Here is a 15,848-nt window from a genome sequence, read left to right on the forward strand (position 1 = left end):
GCGCGAATTTGGAACCGGAGGCGGTCGATCTGGTTGGCCATGTCGTACAGCGACAGGGCCTGGTTGATGTCGGTCACGTCAATTTCCTCGGGCGCGGGGTGGGGCCAGTGGGCGGGGGTGATGCCGGCGAGGAGGCGGAGACGTGTGCCGGGGGACGCCGGACGGTGAGGACGGGCTCGGTGTCGCCGTCGGTGGTGACGCTGAGGATCTGGTCGCCGGGGCGGAGCTTCGCGGGCGAGATCGCGATCAGGTCGTGCACCATGCCGGGCTCGGCGTGAGGGCTCCAGCCCAGGGCGCGCAGCGCCGGCTCCAGGGGCAGGTCGTGCTGGTCCATGATGTGGCGCAGGGTGCCGGCGGGGATCTGCGTGTGGCGGGCCCAGTCCTCCAGGCCCATGCTGCGTCCGAAAGCGCGGTGGGGAACGCCGGTGCCGAGTGTCGAGCGGCTCTGCGGCTCCTCGCTGATGGCCTGTTCGGCGTCCCACCCTTGGGCCATTCGGCGCCGCATGGTGGTGACGCTGCAGTTGGCCCGGGGGTCGACGGCCCAGTGAGAGAGCGGCTTGGTCTCGCCGAAAGCCCGGACGGGCAGGGCGAAGTCGGGACCGTCGGGCCCCTTGAGCAGGGCCTCCTCGAACGACATCCCCGACTTGGTGAGCCGCCTGTACAGGGTGTGGTATCTGATACCCGACTGCTCCGCCCACCCGCGAAGGGTCAAAGTACGCCCCTGGTAGGTGTGTTGCAGCGTCGGCTTCTCGTGTCGCTCGCGCGTGATCGCGTCCGCGGGTTCCCAGCCCAGGGCGAGCCGGGTCCGCAACGTCTCGCGGGTGACCGCGCACCGCGGGTCCTTGGCCCAGACGGACAGCGACTTGGCCTCGCCGAAAGCAGTGATCGGACCGCGGGCCAGCTCCCAGTTGTAGCGATCGGTCCGGCGGTCCCTCGGCCAGGCGGCTCGCGGCGCCACGACGTCGCCCGGGGGAGAGACCGGGGTATGCGGAGCGGGCGCCAGGTCGGGGATGGCGTTGTTCACGTGAGGGGCTTTCGCGCGGGTGTCCGGGCGGTGACGCCGGGAAGGGAGGAGGGAGAAGCGGTGAGCCTGGACGCCGGAGTCTTCACGACACGGTTACTCGCGGAGGTGCCGGCCGGGGCGCCGAACGCGCTGGCGAGGACGATGTGTCCCTTCGGGGAGAGGGCGACGCGCTGGGTGCGGCCCGATGGCCGGCCGTCGTGGTGGTACTCCGTCAAGTCGCGGCTGTGAAGGGAGCGCAGGGTACTGATGGACAGGCGGGGGATCTTGCCGAATACCTCGCCGGCGTCTCTGGAGACGGTCACCTGTCCGCATGCGATGGCGACCAGGGCGGCGTGCTGGGTGCTACTCAGCCGGACCTCGCAGGCGTCCTGACTGTCCGGCGTACCCGCGGTGGAACCTCGGCGTGTGGAGGCGCTGCGGGCGAAATCGGCCGCTGCGTCGACGGCGTCGCGGGCGGCATGCCGGGTCAGCTCCTGGGCGCGCAGGACGGTCACGGCCACTTCCCGGAGGAGGGCTTCCTCCTCGGCACGGTCTCCGGGATGGGCGGATTCGAGCTGATCGAGCGCCGCGACGAGAACGTCGCCAGCGGTCATCGCCAGGAAGGCGAGCTGGGTGACGCGGCTGGCGGCGTACATGTCGTACACCAGCCCCGCCGCCTGGTGGGCCTCGACGACCTCGCGCATACGCTGGGCCTGTTTGGCCAGCTCGGTCGCCTGCGCGAGCTGCTGGTACAGGTGCGGGCCCAGCTTCCCGGGCGAGGCGCTGTGGAGGGGTACGCGACTGAAGCCGTCCTGGTGCCGGGTGAACTGCTGGGCCAGGTCGAGAAGATGAACGGCAAGCGGGGTGCGGTCGTCGTCCGCGGTGGCGGTGGGAGTCATCGGTGCCGGCCTCCTCCCGTAGCGCCGAGCGGTCCGCTCGCGGAGCGGGTGAGGGTGGTACCGGGTCTGTGGCGGCCGGCGGGAGCCGTCGGCCGCTTCGCGGTGGGGACGCGGTCGAGGCGCGAGGCGAGCGCGACCCGGCCGGTGTCGGTCAGGTGCAGACGCGCCGTACGGGAACCCGGGTTGCGGACCAGGGCCTCGCGGCTGACCCAGCCGCGTGCTTCAAGGGAACGGACGGTGCCCATGGACAGTCGCTCGCGCCGCATCCAGCCGACCTCCTCGCTCCAGGCGTCGACCGTGACGTAGCCGCACGCGATGCCGTGCATCGCCGCGTACTGGGCGGGTGACATCGGCTGCACGGCCTTGCTGCGGCCTTGAGCCCGCAGCTCTCCGGCCAGGTCGGCAGCGGCCCTGACGCTGTCGGCGGCGCCGAGCTGGGTCACTTGGCCCGCGTTGTAGATGTGGTGCCCTGCTCTTCGAAGGACTTCCCGGGCGCGATCAGGGTCGCGCGACACCCCTGCCGTCTCCTCGGGCGGAAGCAGCTGGAGTACGGTCTCGGCGGTCCGGAGATGTTCGGCGGCCGTGGCGGCCTGGCTGGCAAGCAGCGACAGACGGCAGCGGACATCGAGGACGACCGGGCTGCCGAACAACTCCGCGTCCCTGATGCTGTTGTGGACATCCTGGATGTACCAGGTCAGGGCAGCGGCCCTCGTAGCGAACGCCCCTGCGACATCGGGCGAGTACAGCTTCTTGGCGCCCAGGTGGTACAGGTCGTCCTGGAACGCGGTGAACTCAAGTGCCAGGGCAAGGAGACGTGCGGGCAGCGGTGTGTCCGCCTCCTGCGGATTGACGGTGCCGGCGTTGTAGTCGGTGGTCATCGGTGCCGGCCCCCTGCCCGCTCAGCACGCTGTCCGGCGGGCGCGGGCGTTGTGGTGGCGGCGCCCGGTCGCGCAGAGTTGGCGGCCAGCAGCGCGTGCCGCCCTGCGGAGGTGAGGGCGACGGAGGACCGTTCGGGGTCGTCCGGATGTGCGGTGAGGGTGATCAGTTTCCGCTTCTGCAGTGCGTCGACGGTCGTGAGCCGTACGGCGCCGGCCTCGCGTAGTTCCCGGGGTCGGCCGTGCTCGGCCGAGTGCAAGATGACGGTGCCCTGGGCGATGTGCGCGAGGGCCTGTCGCTGAGGCTCGGTGACCTGCTCGGGCTGGGCTTCTGGGGCGAACGGGTAGATTTCGGCTTCGAGTTGAGCGTTGAGGACGCCTTCGTGGCGAGTGAGTGCGTCAGCTGCCGCCCAGGATGTCCGGCCGATCGGCTGGAGATCTCCAAGGGCCGTGCGGACGTGGATTTCCGCGCCCGCCCGGTCGCCCTGGTCGAGGGCGGACATCGCGGCGGTGACGTGGATCGCGCCTGCCGACGCCGCGGCCGTCATGCGGGTCAGCAGACCGATCGCCTCGCGGCCGTCGACCGTACATGCGGCACTGCTCATGGCGGTCCGGGTGGCGAGAGTGGACGCCTGGCCGGACAGGGTCAGACACTCGCGGGTCAGCTGGGTAAGCCGCTCCTGCGCGTCGCCGTCGACGGAGGAGAGGACGAGCCGCAGATCGGCGATGGCCTGCGAAGCGTGGAGCAGGCGGTCACCGAGCGCGTGGACCGCGTCGGGGTCGGTGGACTGATGGAGGAAGCGGGGCAACGGCGGGCTCTTTCGGCTGGGGAGCGGGTGGTGGGCTATCGGCTCCGGGGCAGCGAAGCCGCGGGCATCGCTGGGCGTGTGGGCGGAAGGGAGGCGGCGCGTTGGGTGACGCGGTCGATGCGCCGCTGGTCTTCGGCTTGCGCCGGGGCCGAGGACAGCCGACGGGTGAGGGAGGACGCGAGCACGCGGTAGATGCCTGCCGCGTACCGCAGTTCCTCCGCCGCCCCGGCGAGGTGGCCGGCGGCCGCATCGGGGTGCCGGCGTGCACCCGGGCCCAAGATGGCGTCCGACCGGGCCGTGATCGCACGCTCGCACAGCGCCGCAGCTGCGGACACCTTCCGTGTCGCATGAGCGAACAGGGCGAGGTTCTTGCGTCCGTCCCGCATGACGGCGTACTGGCTGGTGCTGAGGAGCACGAGCTGGTCGAGGCACTGGATCGACAGCTCGTGAGCCTGCACGGCCAGTGGCGCGAGCTCGTGGGGGCGGGTGATGTCACCCGCCCGGGCGTCGGTGACCTGGGCATGCAACTCGCCTATATACCTGGGGAGATGACGCAGAAGGCGGACCTGGGCGGTGAGGTCGATGATGTCCACGAGCCGGACTCCCTGCTGTCGGGGAAGGAGAAGGGGTGAGGCCGCAGCATTGCGGGCGGGCTATGCGGCGAGGTCGTGATCGGCCTGGCGTGGTGCGGCCTTGGCGAGGGCGCGACTGGTGATGGCCTTGGAGGCGCGGGCGGAGTCGGCGGCGAGTTCGGCGGCGCCGGGTTCGGCGTACCAGGGGCGCAGGTCGAGCATGGCGACGCGTATGCCGGTGGCCAGGCACAGGGCGGATCCCTTGCGCAGGGCGCGGATGGCGTCGGCGGGCAGGATCCGCTCCTGCCGCATGCTGACCGAGGTGGACTTGCCGGATTCGGAGTGGGAGGTGGAGACGGTCTCGACGTCGTGGTCGCCGATCATCCGGGAGAGCTTGTCGGCGAAGTCGGGGTCGTCGATGCCGGCGCCGATGACCTTGACGGTGGCGGCGGACCACATGGCGTCCATGCCCGCGTCCCCCCATACTTTCTGGCCCTGGCGGTAGGACTGCAGGATCGTGATCGGGATGATCCCACGGGATCCCAGGTGCGAGTACAAGTCGGGCAAGTCCGAGATCTTGCACACGTTGGCGGCCTCGTCGAGGATCGCGAGCATCGGCGGGTCCAGGCGCCCGCCGGCGCGCTCGGCCTGTGCGGTGGCGGCCCGCATCACGGAGTCGGCGCACGCCGCGATCAGGGCGGACGCGCCTCCGCCGCCGTCCTTCGACAGCAGGAACAGCGTGTCGCTGGACGTCACGAAGTCGGCCGGGCGGAACTCCGGAATGTCCTCCTGGGAGGTGACCCAGGCGGCGATCTCGCTGTTCAGCAGGGCGGCAGCGTACTGACGTGCGGTTTCGTAGATGCCGTCGCGGGTCTCGGGCGGGCCTTCGACGGTGCCCTTCAACTGGGAGGCGACGGCGGCAAATCCGTGATCGCGCAGGATATCGAGCGGGCGCCGGTCGGAGGGGAAGGCCAGCCACTGCATGACGTCGGTGATCGGCCGCTCGTCGAGCGCTGCGGCGAGGAACAGCTGGCTGAGGATGTTGGATCCGGCCTTGGACCAGAAGTCGCCCTGCTGGGAGGCGTCCACCGAGGCGGCGAGGAAGTGGCCGGCGAGCCGGCCGGCGCCGTCGAGGGTCTTGGCGTCGGCGAGCGGGTTCCACCACATGGTCCGCTCGGCGTGGGCGATCTGCTGCGGGTCCATCGTCCACGCCCGCCCCACGCGGGCCCGGGCGTCGAGGCACGTGGTGTAGGCGTCGCCGGCGGCCTTGTTCGAGGTCAGCAGTACCGGGCCGGGCGCGGAGAGGATCGACGGGATCGCGAGGGAGGTGGTCTTGCCGGACCGGGGCGCCATGATCGCGACCGCGACGTCCTCGAACCCCATCCGCACCTCCCGCTTCGTGCCCTGGAGGTTGCCGAGGAGGACGCCGGCGTCCCTCGGCTCGATGCGGGCGGCGTTCTTCAGACTCGGCCGCAGTGAGCGGGCCTTGGCCTCGATCGCCTTTGCGAGCAGCGGTTCGATGTCACGGGCCTTCGCCATCCCGGTGACCTTCTTCTTGCCGCCGCCGAAGCGGTTGCCGTACCGGGCCCACAGGGCCGCGGCGCCGGTGACGAGCAGAAGCGTCAGCAGGACCGGAAGGATCCGTACCGCGACGAGAAGGAACGTTTCATCAAGGCGGGGCCAGAGCTGCCGCGGGTGAAGGAGGGCGTCGACGGGCCGGTACGGCACCCACGAGCCGGCGTCGGACAGGCGGGCGGTGATGTTCCCGGACAGCCAGGCGACGGAGCCGAGAGGGAGACCGACGGCGAGGGAGGCGCCGCCGATCTTCAGGGCTATGTCGTAGCCGTCGGAAGCGGAGGAGGGGGCAGAGGGCATGAGGGCGGGGGTTTCGTGGACAGGGCCGGTTTCGGCAGGTGGTGAGGGTTCAGCGGGTGGGGCGCGCAGGCGATGGCGGCGCGGCCGGGGGCGGCGGAGGAGGGGTTGTCCGGCGCGCGGCGAGATGGTCGATCCGCTCGGGCAGGACAAGGGCGACGCTCGCGGCCGGCCACTGCTGCCACCGGAGGCTGACCCGACGCCGGCTCAGACCGGTCGTCTGCTCGGGGGAGCGGCGCAGCGGCTCGGGGTCGGCGAGGGCCTGGGTGAAGGCCGTGACGATGGCGGGCGGGGTGCTGCCGTCGAAGCGGGCCTGCCAGGCCACGTCGTCCTGGCCGCGGGCGGCGGTGATGAACCAGGAGGCGGAGCCGGAGAAGTTGAGCCGCTCGCCCTTCACGATGCCGTCCGGCGAGCGGAACTCTCCCGAGGATGCTGTCTCCCACCCCGCCTTGCGCAGCGGCCGGGTGGCATCGCAGAGCGCCCGCTCGTTGAAGGCGGGGTCGGTCAGGGTGTCGGTGACCGCGGCGATCAGCTCCACCGGCGTCCGGGCACCGAACGACGCGTACCAGCTGGTGGCGGGCGTACCGCTGTCGTGGGTGATGCGCCACCACTGATCCCCGGGGCGGGGCTCGAGCCGCAGGAGGGTCTTCTGGTCCGGGCTGGAGAGGAAGACCCGGGGCAGCAAAGGTTCGTGACCGTGACTCCACCCGGATGCCTCGTGCAAGGGGAAGGTGACCCAGGCCGCGTCACCGGGGCCGGCCAGATAGCGGGGCGAGATCAGCGCCTGCTCGACCAGGCTGCTCATGACCGCCTGCCCGTCGTACGCGCGGTGCTCGCTGGAAGGGCAGACGCCGCGACGGCGACCCGGGTGCTGGGCGGGGCCTTGACGGCCGCGGACTGGAGAGCGAGGAAGACGGGCCCGTGCGTGGCCCAGGTGTTCAGGTAGCTCCACGCTTCTTCGTTGCGCTCGGCCAAGGCGTCGACGGTCTCCTCAAAGCCCGGAGGCGAAGACCGGTGTTCCTCACGGGCCTTCGCCCACTCGTCCCGGAGATCGTCCAGGCGGTTCAGCGCCGTGGCGAGTTCGGCCAGCTGCCAGGGCCAGCCGGGTTCGATGTCGGCGGCGGCGAGGTGCTGGAGGTGGGCCTGGGCGGTGGCGAGCAGAACGCGGGCATGCTGGTGGAAGGGCTGGAAGGCGCGCCAGGTCTCAGAATCGCGCTGGACCATGCGCCAGCCGTACGACGCCTCGTCGTACGGCAGACCGTCGGCATCGGTGTGCTCCTCGGAGTAGGCGTCCCAGGCAGCGAGGACCGTCTCGCTCCGCGCGATGAACTCGGACAGCATCCGCAGGGCATCGGCGTGCTCGGCGGAGGGGGAATCAGGTGTGGTGCTCAGGGCGGGTTCCTTGGTCTGGGTCAGCGGGTGCGGCGGGGAAGGGGGACGCCGGGCAGGCCGGGCGTCGGAGGAAGAGCGCGGTTGGGCCGCTGGGCGGAGAGACGGTCGACCCGCTCCCACAGGGCCTCCTCCGCCTGGCGGGCGGGGATCCGCTTGCGGGCGATGCGCGCGCTGTAGCGCAGGAAGGGAACCATCGCCTTCTCGTCCCGGAGCACCGGGTCGGGCGAGACGAGGCCGGTGAAGACGGCGGCGACGACGCGGGAGGGGGTCCGGCTCGTCAGAAGCCCCTCCCACACGAGGATTCGCCGGGCTGCGGCGTTCCACGGGCTGTGGACGGTTGCGGCCGTGATGTGCCAGGACCCCCACGCGTTTCGGGTGACGGCGAGGTGTCCGTCGGGCGACACGAAGCCGGTGTTCGGCGACCCCTTCCATCCGGCCTGTCCGAGGACGTCTTGAGGGACGACCGCTCTGGATCCGCCTGCAGTGGCGAAGGCGTCGGTGGCAGTGGCGACTATCTCGGCCGGCGTGCGGGCGCCGAAGGTCACCGTCCACGCCTCCTCTTCACCGGCCCCGTGGTGGCGAAGGGTCCACCACGGCTGGTCCGGATCGGGTGACAGGAGGAGTTCGGCCTGCTGGTCGCGGGAGGTCAGCCGGACGCCTGGGCTGAGCGGCTGGTGGGCGGCCTGCCAGCGGAACGCAGTCTGCAGGGGCACGGTCACCCACCGCGGGTCGCCGCCGCCGGCCAGGTAACGCGGGGCGACCTGGGCGAGTACGCGCGGCTTGGCGGGCTCCGTCACTGGTCCTCGGCGCCCGGGCCGCTGGTGGTGACGGTGATGTGGTTGGCGGTGGCCGTACGGCGGGCGACGGCGAGTTCGAGGGTATCGGCGTAGGTGGCGAACAGGCCGACCCGGGAGGAGTCGAGGTCGCCGTCCGGCGGGAGGAGGACCTGTTCGCCTACGTTCATGAGCCAGGCCGGGCCGTGCACCCAGCCCGCCGTCTCGGCGAAGCCGGGCACGATCGACCGCTTCGTGAGCGCGCCGGACTGAGGGGTGTACAGGACCTTGATCGCGACCGACTGCCCGCGGGTCGGGGTGAGGTCGGGGGTCGTGCCGGTGGCGATGTCGGCGGCGATACGCGGAAGAGAAAGGCCGGTGGCCCGCCCCACGGCCCAGCCGATCCAGTCGCCGCCGATGCGCCCGTTGACCTCGATCACGCGCGGCCCGGTCGCGGTGAGCCGCATCTCGACGTGCTGGATGCCGCCGCTCACGCCGGTCGCCTTCACGGCCGCGGCGGCGATGGGCGCGACGGTCTCCAGCAGCGGGTCGTCGGCGGTCAGGGTGTGGCCGACCTCTTCGAACAGCGGCTCCGGCCCGAGCTCCTTGCGGGTGACGGCGACGGCGGTGGTCACGCCCTGAACGGTGACGCACTCGACGCTCACCTCCTCGCCGTCGAGGTACTCCTCGACGAGCACGCTCGCGTTGTCACCGCCGTGCAGCTGGACCCCGCGGGCAGCGAACGCGTACGCGGCGGCGAGGTCTTCGCGCTTCTCGGCCTTGATCACGCCGATGCTGCCGCCCACGGCGCCGGGCTTGACCACGACGGGGAAGCCGATCTCGTCCGCAGCCGCGAGGGCCTCATCGAGGGATGTGGCCGTGATGGAGCGGGCGGAGGGCACGCCGTGGCGGGCGAACGCGGCGCGGCCGGCCGCCTTGTCGCGGCAGGTGAGGACCGATTCCACGCTCGTGACCGCCAGTGCGAGATGTTCGGCCAGGCGCGCGACCGCGGTCAGGTGGGATTCGTTCCACGTCAGCACGCCGGCGATCGGGCGGCGTCCGGCGATGGCCTCGGCGGCGGTGATCAGGCCGTCCACGTCGCCGAAGTCGCTCACGGTTTCGTGGTCGACGACGTACGGCGTCTCCCAGGTGAGCGGGCCGATGGTGATGACGGCGACGTCGTAGGCATCGGCGACCTGCTCCAGGCAGTAGCCGCGGTACTCCTCGTCACCGGGGGCGACGACCAGAACGAGCGGGCGGACAGACATGAAGTCTCCAAGAAACGAAGGGGGAATGGGTTGAGGAAGGGGGTTCAGCGGTGGCGGGCCGGGCCGGCCGGGGCCGGTGCGGCGACGCGCGGGACGCGCGCGGCGAGGCGGATGCCGGGCTGGCCGGCGCGCACGGTGGCGGCGTGGACTTCCAGGACGGCACGGCCGTGGTGGAGCCAGTCGGACAGAGCCTCCGAGGCCCGCGCGTGACGGGCACCGGCGGCGGCCTGGACGGCCTCCTCGGTCGCGTGCGGCTCGTCCTTCACCTGACGGAACGCCTCCTGGGCGGCGGTGATCCGGTCGAGGGCATCGCGCAGATGGTCGAGCTGCCAGACCCACCACGGCTGGCCGGCCTTCCCAGCGCGCTCGGCAACGGTGTCGGCCGCGTTCAGCAGGTCGGCTGCCGCGTCGCGTACGGGGGCGAAGGCCCGCCACAGGGCGCGGTCCTTCTCGGCCTCGCGGGCGTCATAGACGTCCTGGTCGTACGGCCAGCCGTCGAGGTCGGTGTGCTCGATGGTGTACCGCTCCCAGGAGGAGACGGCCGTCTCCGCCTGGCGGAGAAACCGCGCGAGCCGGGCGAGCGGCTCCGCAGGGTCCGGCGCGGGGACCGTGGTGGGGGAAGGGCGGGGCAAGGGGGCCTTTCAACGGCGGTGAAGGGAGGGCGATGTCGGGGCGGTGTTCGGTGCCGGCGGGGGCGGCGACGCGGTCATGCGTGGGGTTCGGCTCTGCGCCGGGGTCTGCGCGTGGACGGTGTCGAGCCGGGTGAAGTGGGCCTCGACCACGTGCTTGGGGGACAGGCGGCTCGGCGTCTGCCGGGCGGCGGAGTGAGCGGGTTCCCATCGGCCGCGTACGACGGGGGCGGTGGTGACGAGCTGCTCGGCCAGACCGTCGACGAGGTGCTCCGGTGCCTGGCTGATCCAGATGTCCCAGACCGGCGGACCGCCGTACGCGGCCGGGACTTCGATCCGCCAGAACGACGGCCCGGGATCCGCCTTTCGGATCCGGGCGTGCTCGACCCGGATCGGGCGGCGGCCAGGGGAAAAGGCGATGCCGGTTCCGTCAGGGGTTCGGTCGACGCGCCAGCCGGCCTCCACCATCCGCTGCCAGGGCCCCGGGCCGGCGGGTTGCTGCCGGCCGGTGAGACGGTCGGTGAATCCGGCGATGATCTCGGCGGGCACCGTCTGGCTGAAGCTCGCCTGCCAGGGGCCGTCGTCCGTGTCGACCCGCCAGTACCGGCTGCCGAACGGATCGAGACGGAGCTGGTGTTCACCAGTGGGCGCGGTCAGGGTGATGCGGGGGTCGCCCTCGGCGGAGGTGACACGCCACCCGGCGGCGAGCAGGGCGTGGGTGACGTGACGGGGGTCGCCGGGGCCGGCGAGGTGCCGGGGCGAGGTGTCGTAGGGGATCGTGTGACCGTGGTCGGCGGTGTAGGACGCCAGCTGGGCGGGGCTTACGGCCATGTCACCTCTCGGGCGGTACGGGGCGTCATCGGCTGCGGGCGAATCGGGACGGAGCGCCGGCGCGGGCCCGGGCGGCGGTCCAGGCGCTGCCCCAGGTGGCGCGGGCACTCGTGACGCGGGTCTGCTGCCACGCGCGCAGTTCGTCGGGGCGTACGGAGACGGACGTGGTGCGGATCCGGTTGCTCGGCGGCACGTGCCCGCGCGGGCGCATCACCGGCAGAGGGTCGGCCAGCGCTTCGGTGAGTCCTTGCATCAGGTGCAGGGGGGTGGTCGGGCTCGCCTGGAGGTTCCAGACGGCGCCGTGTTCATTGCGGGCGCCCATCCACCAGTGCTGGTCGGGGCCGGTGGCCACGTACTGGACGAAGGCGTCCCGGCGGGGGCTGACGGCGGTGAACTCCTGGCCGGTCTCGGTGGACCACCGCTGCTGCGTGAGCGGCGCCCACACGTTCGGGGCGTGCGCGGAGCGGGGCTTGGTCAGCGCGTCGGTCAGGCCGGCGACGATCTCCACCGGGGCCTGGGCGGTGAGGCTGACCTGCCAGGCCGGCTGATGGTCCTGGGCTACGCCATGGATCTGCCAGCCGGCCGGTGCCTGGTAGGCGACGCGGACCGTCTGGTCGGGCGAGTCGAACACCAGCGCCGAACCGGAGTTCTGGGGAGTGTTGTCGATCCAGCCGGAGGCGCGCAGGTACTCGGTGACGTGCCGCAGGTCGCCGCCGCCGGCCAGGTAGCGGGGCTCGATCAGGTAGTGCTGCTGGGCGGTCTGCTGGCCCCAGCCGGTCCATGTCTGCTGACGCTTGCTCACCGGTGCCTCCGCGTGACGAGAGCGGTGGCCTTCACGCCGGCGGTGTCGGAACCGGCCTGCGCGGTGATCCGGCCGAGAGCTGCATGCTGCTCGTCGAGATGGTCGATGGCCAGGTTCCCGAGCGTGTTGACGGTGCGGCTGAGCGCGAGCCAGACCTCCGCGGGGTAGACGCCCGTCTCGGCGTAGCGCTGTGCGACGAAGGTGCTCGTGACGACGAGATGCAGCATTCGGCCCAGGACGCCGTCCTTGGTGTCGAGTACCCGGGTGAGGATCTGCGCGGCCTGCCGCGGGTCGGCCTGCGACAAGTGGCCTGCGAGTTCGTCGAGTTGCCGGACGATGCCGTCGGTCAGGGCATCGTGAGGGAGGGGCGGGTGCATGAAGGGTGCTCCGGGGGTGGGTGGTTCGTGGCCCCGCGGCGGTGGTCAGCGGGAACGCGGGCGCGTGGAGGTGGGGCCGGGCGGCGGCGCCGGTACGCCGGGGAGGCGGCGGGATTCGGCCGTGCGGACGACCGCCGTGTGCAGGTAGCGGCGCAGCAGGAAGACCGCGAGCCGGGAACGCGAAGCGGACGAGAGGGGTGGGACCGGGAGCCCTTGCCGGGCGGAGGTCACCGGCCGCGGGCGGGGGCGGTGCGGGCGCGGGCCGGTGCTGCCGGCAGGGCGGCGTCGACGCCGGACCGGGGCGCGCTGCGCAGGACGGTGCCGATGCCGAGGCGGGCGAGGCGGGCTCCGGCGGTCTGGACCGCGCGGCCCTGGGCACGGGTGTCGTCGCCGGCCAGTACGTAGGCGGCCGACGACTCCTTCCGCGTGAACCCCTCGTCGATCAGGATTTCGGCGGCCGGCTGTGCCGTGGTCGTCGCCGTGAGGGAGCCGTCCTCGTTCCAGGTCATCACGACCTGGGCGTTGGGGGAGGGGGCGGGCTGCGGAGGGTTCATGGCGTTGTGGCGTACCTGGGCGAGCGCGATGTCGTAACGGGGCAGGAGGTCGGCGTCGATGGCGCGGGCGGCGAGCTCGGGATCGGCCGGCACGGCGATCCCGTCGGGCTCGCGCACACCCGCGAACGCCTCAGGGGCGATTCCGGGCGCGATGGCAGCGACGAGGAACTCCTCGTGCAGCGGGCGGAGCGTGACGTAGAGGCGGGTGCCGTCCGCGCGGACGAGATGAGCGTCCTCACCCAGTTCGTACTCGGCGATGGCGGCGGCGACGTCGTTGAGGTCCCAGACGTCCGCGGCGTGTTCGGCCTGGTCCTCGTAGGTGCGGTGGCGATGGTGCTCGACAATCCACCTGCCGGGCAGGAGGTCGGCGAGGACGGTGGCGAACGACTCCAGCTCACGGTCGCGGTCGGTGTCGGGAAGGGGGCGGGGCAGGGGCATGGGCTCCTCGATGAGGGGGTGGGAGAAAGGGTCATCGGGTCCGTCCGGAGGCGGCAGATGTGGGTACCGGGGGCGCGTGCGGCGGGGCGTGCGGCCCGCGACGGCCGGGTGGAGCACCGCGGTCGGCCAGGTCGGCACGCACTCGCAGCAGGTCTGCTGCGACGGGGCCGAGGCGCCAGTCGGCCAGGTAGTGCATGCGCTCGGCGAAGGGCCACTCCGAAGGACCCTCGAGCCGCTCGTAGACGTCGGCGAGCGCGTGCAGGAGGTTGCCGAGCGAGGCGAGGATCCCGTCGTGGGCGGCGGTCACCTCGTCCAGCAGCTCGGACACCTCTGCGGCCGTCGGGGTCTGCCGGATGCGCTCGGCCAGGTTCTCGATGGACCGGCCCGTGGTCACGTACCGGTCCTCGGTGCACGGGGTGGCGAACTCCTCGTCGGCCAGGACCTGGTAGCCGGCCGCCTGAAGACGTGCGACGGCTCGCTGGGCCGCCGCCTGCTCGTCCTCGGCCGCGACCGTCGGCGACAGCCGGTGCCAGGTCGCTCCGCCGACCTCCCGCAGGAAGAGAGTGCGCTCCAGAATGCCGTGGGCCAGCCCGTCACCACCGCTCGCGGTGACCACTGCGGTCGCCGGATGCCGGGTGACGACCACCGCCGGCCCCGTCTTCGCGCTCGTCGTGCTCACCGCGTCACCGCCCCGGGTGTGACCGGGACCGGCCCGGGAACCGGATGCGGCGCGAGCACGGAAGAGGCTGGGGCGAGGCGGGCGGCGATCTGACCGAGCTGATCCTGTACACCGTGAAGGCGCCGGGCCGCCCAGAACAGATCCCGCCCGGCCGCGGCGGTCTCGTGCGCGGGCAGGGCGGCTGCCTCACGGGAGAGCTGTTCGATCAGCTGCCGCACGGTTGCGAGCGGGCTGTTCTGCTCGGCCGCCAGCTGGTTCAGGATTCCGGCCAGCGCACTGGCCGCCGGCGGCGCGAACGGCGGCGACGGGGCGGCGAAACCGGCCTGCTTCTCCCCTGCCGGCGGACGATGGTTATAGAGGAGGAGATCGCTCTCGATCCGGCGGGCCTCGCCTTCCACGGCCTGCGCGAGCCGGCCCGGCGTGCTCGCCCAGGCGCCGTCCGAGCGGATGAGGTTGCCGATCAGGTCCATCCGGAAGGCCTGTTCCTGAATGGCGATCCAGCGGCAGGCAGCAGGATCGTCGCCCGGTGGAGCAAGGCCCGCGGTACGTGCCAGCCGGTGTGCGATCTCGGACCACTCGGCCGGCGAGAGGTTCCGGTCCAGCGGGTGCAGCCGCACGGACAGGTGGAAGATCGCTCGCCGGGATCCGTCCGGTCCGGCGGCGAAGGGATGTTGCAGCAGAGGGTCGGCGAGGTGCTGGGCCCACTCCGGAGTGGTCCAGATGCGTTCCTCGTCCGTGTACCAGTCCAACTGCTTCCAGTGGGCCACCACGCTGCCCCCGGCGTCGCTGGTCAGGCCCTCGTCCGAACTGAGGGGACGGCCGAGTGAGTCGGCGAGGACGGCGGCGGCGTCGGTGCCGCCCGGGTGCACGTGAATGATCATGATCTCGCTCAGGGCCGGCACGACGAGCCGGGGAAGAATCGGAAGGGAAGAAACAACGCGCGAGGGTCCGTCCGGTCAGGCCGGCCGGACCGGGCCGCCGGCGGCTCCGTGGCCGGAGTCGGCGACGTGGACCAGCTGGTTGAGTGCGGTGCGCGCGTACCAGCGGCAGTCGACCGGCTCCTCGGCCGTGCCGATCCGCGGGACCAGGTACTCGCGCAGCTCCTTCTGGTGCACCAGGCACTCGGGGCAGCCGGTGGACAGGTGCACCAGATAGCGCGGGTGGGCGGTGACGTAGGAGCGGTCGCCGCCGGCCGGGTCCAGCACCCGCCACCCGTTCTCGTCGGTCGGCGTGTGCCACGATGGCGCGACGACCGTCACCGCGTCGCCCCACAGTCGCCCGCCGGCCACCCCCTTGAAGATCACGACCGTCTCGCCGGGCCGGAAGTGGGCGTGGGTGATGTCCCGCTGCGGGGTGAGCGGGTCGTGCGGCAGGTACACGGGGCGGGCGGTCTCGGGCACGACGGTGGTCCTTCCACAAGGGCGCGGGGCGGCGGTGGAAGACAAAGGATCCGGACAATCCCCGGTTTCGGAAACCGGGGATCCGCCGGTATATTGCGCGCCGCGCGCCTTACCGGAACGGGTTCTCCGTGGGCCGGTCGCGGTCGCCCGCCGCGTCCAGCAGCTCGGGCAGATCGGCTCCTTCGGCGTCGCGCTGGTCGATCCACCACCCCGCCCGGGTCACCAGGCGTATCTGCTCTTCCAGTTGTGCCCAGTCGGCCTCGTCCCAGGTCCCTTCGGTGACGAGCGCGGTGTAGGCGCCGGTCACAAGCTGGTGGCGGGTGCGCTCGCCCCAGTCGAGGATCGTCTCGGGCCCCTCCAGCGGAGGCATGTCGAACTGGTCCGCCCACGCCGCGGCGGCGGCCTGTTCCTCGGCCCGCTTCGCGGCCAGCCACTCCGCCCTGCTCGCGGTGTCGGCCTGCTGTTCGGCGCGCCAGCAGTCGGTGCACGCGCGGGCGGCGAGCCAGCGGGCGTATCCGGCGCGCTGGTCGGCCCAACGGCCGGACAGATCGTGGGTGATGGCATGTCCACAGCTGTGGGTGACGTCGAACGTGGTGCGTACCCCCGGGGAATTCCGTTTGATGGGCGCTACGTTCGAGGTCGGGCTGCTGGTCTGGGGCTTCAAATCGAGTGCCT

At 72.1% G+C, this 15,848-nt stretch carries 19 protein-coding genes; all 19 read right to left on the reverse strand.

Annotation, left to right across the window (positions count from 1 at the left end):
• Positions 1-73: 73 nt before the first annotated feature.
• Positions 74-1,024 carry a hypothetical protein gene (locus ACGFRB_RS23315; RefSeq protein ID WP_393245541.1) on the reverse strand — a complete coding sequence of 317 codons (951 nt, stop codon included), beginning with the start codon at positions 1,022-1,024 and terminating at the stop codon, positions 74-76.
• A complete protein-coding gene (locus tag ACGFRB_RS23320) occupies positions 1,021-1,902 on the reverse strand; it encodes a hypothetical protein (protein WP_393245543.1) in 882 nt (293 codons plus the stop codon). The genes ACGFRB_RS23315 and ACGFRB_RS23320 overlap by 4 nt, the downstream gene beginning before the upstream one ends.
• The gene (locus tag ACGFRB_RS23325; protein WP_393245545.1) at positions 1,899-2,780 is read right to left on the reverse strand and encodes a hypothetical protein; all 882 of its coding nucleotides are present in this window, start codon (positions 2,778-2,780) and stop codon (positions 1,899-1,901) included. The genes ACGFRB_RS23320 and ACGFRB_RS23325 overlap by 4 nt, the downstream gene beginning before the upstream one ends.
• Positions 2,777-3,586 (reverse strand): hypothetical protein, encoded by an 810-nt coding sequence (locus tag ACGFRB_RS23330; protein WP_393245547.1) that lies wholly within the window; start codon positions 3,584-3,586, stop codon positions 2,777-2,779. The genes ACGFRB_RS23325 and ACGFRB_RS23330 overlap by 4 nt, the downstream gene beginning before the upstream one ends.
• Before the next feature lie 35 nt (positions 3,587-3,621).
• A complete protein-coding gene (locus ACGFRB_RS23335) occupies positions 3,622-4,179 on the reverse strand; it encodes a hypothetical protein (protein ID WP_363009454.1) in 558 nt (185 codons plus the stop codon).
• 60 nt (positions 4,180-4,239) lie between these two features.
• Positions 4,240-6,033, reverse strand: a complete 1,794-nt coding sequence (locus ACGFRB_RS23340; RefSeq protein WP_393245549.1) for a type IV secretory system conjugative DNA transfer family protein — start codon at positions 6,031-6,033, stop codon at positions 4,240-4,242.
• A 49-nt stretch (positions 6,034-6,082) separates the two neighbouring features.
• Positions 6,083-6,835: a DUF317 domain-containing protein gene (locus ACGFRB_RS23345; protein WP_393245551.1), complete on the reverse strand. Its 753-nt coding sequence runs from the start codon at positions 6,833-6,835 to the stop codon at positions 6,083-6,085.
• On the reverse strand, positions 6,832-7,371 hold the full coding sequence (locus tag ACGFRB_RS23350) for a hypothetical protein (protein WP_363009448.1): 540 nt from the start codon (positions 7,369-7,371) through the stop codon (positions 6,832-6,834). Before ACGFRB_RS23350 ends, ACGFRB_RS23345 begins: the two co-directional genes overlap by 4 nt.
• Positions 7,372-7,442: 71 nt before the next feature.
• Positions 7,443-8,219: a DUF317 domain-containing protein gene (locus tag ACGFRB_RS23355; RefSeq protein ID WP_393245553.1), complete on the reverse strand. Its 777-nt coding sequence runs from the start codon at positions 8,217-8,219 to the stop codon at positions 7,443-7,445.
• On the reverse strand, positions 8,216-9,463 hold the full coding sequence (locus ACGFRB_RS23360; RefSeq protein ID WP_393245555.1) for an acetyl-CoA carboxylase biotin carboxylase subunit family protein: 1,248 nt from the start codon (positions 9,461-9,463) through the stop codon (positions 8,216-8,218). Before ACGFRB_RS23360 ends, ACGFRB_RS23355 begins: the two co-directional genes overlap by 4 nt.
• Before the next feature lie 44 nt (positions 9,464-9,507).
• On the reverse strand, positions 9,508-10,095 hold the full coding sequence (locus ACGFRB_RS23365) for a hypothetical protein (protein ID WP_363009442.1): 588 nt from the start codon (positions 10,093-10,095) through the stop codon (positions 9,508-9,510).
• Between the two features lie 9 nt (positions 10,096-10,104).
• On the reverse strand, positions 10,105-10,923 hold the full coding sequence (locus ACGFRB_RS23370; protein ID WP_393245557.1) for a DUF317 domain-containing protein: 819 nt from the start codon (positions 10,921-10,923) through the stop codon (positions 10,105-10,107).
• A gap of 25 nt (positions 10,924-10,948) precedes the next feature.
• Positions 10,949-11,725, reverse strand: coding sequence for a DUF317 domain-containing protein (locus ACGFRB_RS23375; RefSeq protein ID WP_393245559.1), 777 nt, complete (start codon positions 11,723-11,725; stop codon positions 10,949-10,951).
• Positions 11,722-12,102: a hypothetical protein gene (locus tag ACGFRB_RS23380; RefSeq protein WP_393245561.1), complete on the reverse strand. Its 381-nt coding sequence runs from the start codon at positions 12,100-12,102 to the stop codon at positions 11,722-11,724. Before ACGFRB_RS23380 ends, ACGFRB_RS23375 begins: the two co-directional genes overlap by 4 nt.
• Positions 12,103-12,329: 227 nt before the next feature.
• Positions 12,330-13,094, reverse strand: coding sequence for a hypothetical protein (locus tag ACGFRB_RS23385; protein ID WP_393245563.1), 765 nt, complete (start codon positions 13,092-13,094; stop codon positions 12,330-12,332).
• A gap of 31 nt (positions 13,095-13,125) precedes the next feature.
• Positions 13,126-13,773 carry a hypothetical protein gene (locus tag ACGFRB_RS23390; protein ID WP_393245565.1) on the reverse strand — a complete coding sequence of 216 codons (648 nt, stop codon included), beginning with the start codon at positions 13,771-13,773 and terminating at the stop codon, positions 13,126-13,128.
• Positions 13,770-14,654 carry a relaxase/mobilization nuclease gene (locus tag ACGFRB_RS23395; RefSeq protein WP_393245567.1) on the reverse strand — a complete coding sequence of 295 codons (885 nt, stop codon included), beginning with the start codon at positions 14,652-14,654 and terminating at the stop codon, positions 13,770-13,772. The genes ACGFRB_RS23390 and ACGFRB_RS23395 overlap by 4 nt, the downstream gene beginning before the upstream one ends.
• A gap of 75 nt (positions 14,655-14,729) precedes the next feature.
• Entirely contained in the window at positions 14,730-15,173 is a 444-nt protein-coding gene (locus ACGFRB_RS23400; RefSeq protein WP_393245569.1) for a hypothetical protein, read from the reverse strand.
• Positions 15,174-15,282: 109 nt separating this feature from the next.
• Positions 15,283-15,732: a hypothetical protein gene (locus tag ACGFRB_RS23405; RefSeq protein ID WP_393245689.1), complete on the reverse strand. Its 450-nt coding sequence runs from the start codon at positions 15,730-15,732 to the stop codon at positions 15,283-15,285.
• Between the last annotated feature and the right edge of the window lie 116 nt (positions 15,733-15,848).

This window comes from Streptomyces sp. NPDC048718 (assembly GCF_043198875.1).
Lineage (GTDB): Bacteria > Actinomycetota > Actinomycetes > Streptomycetales > Streptomycetaceae > Streptomyces.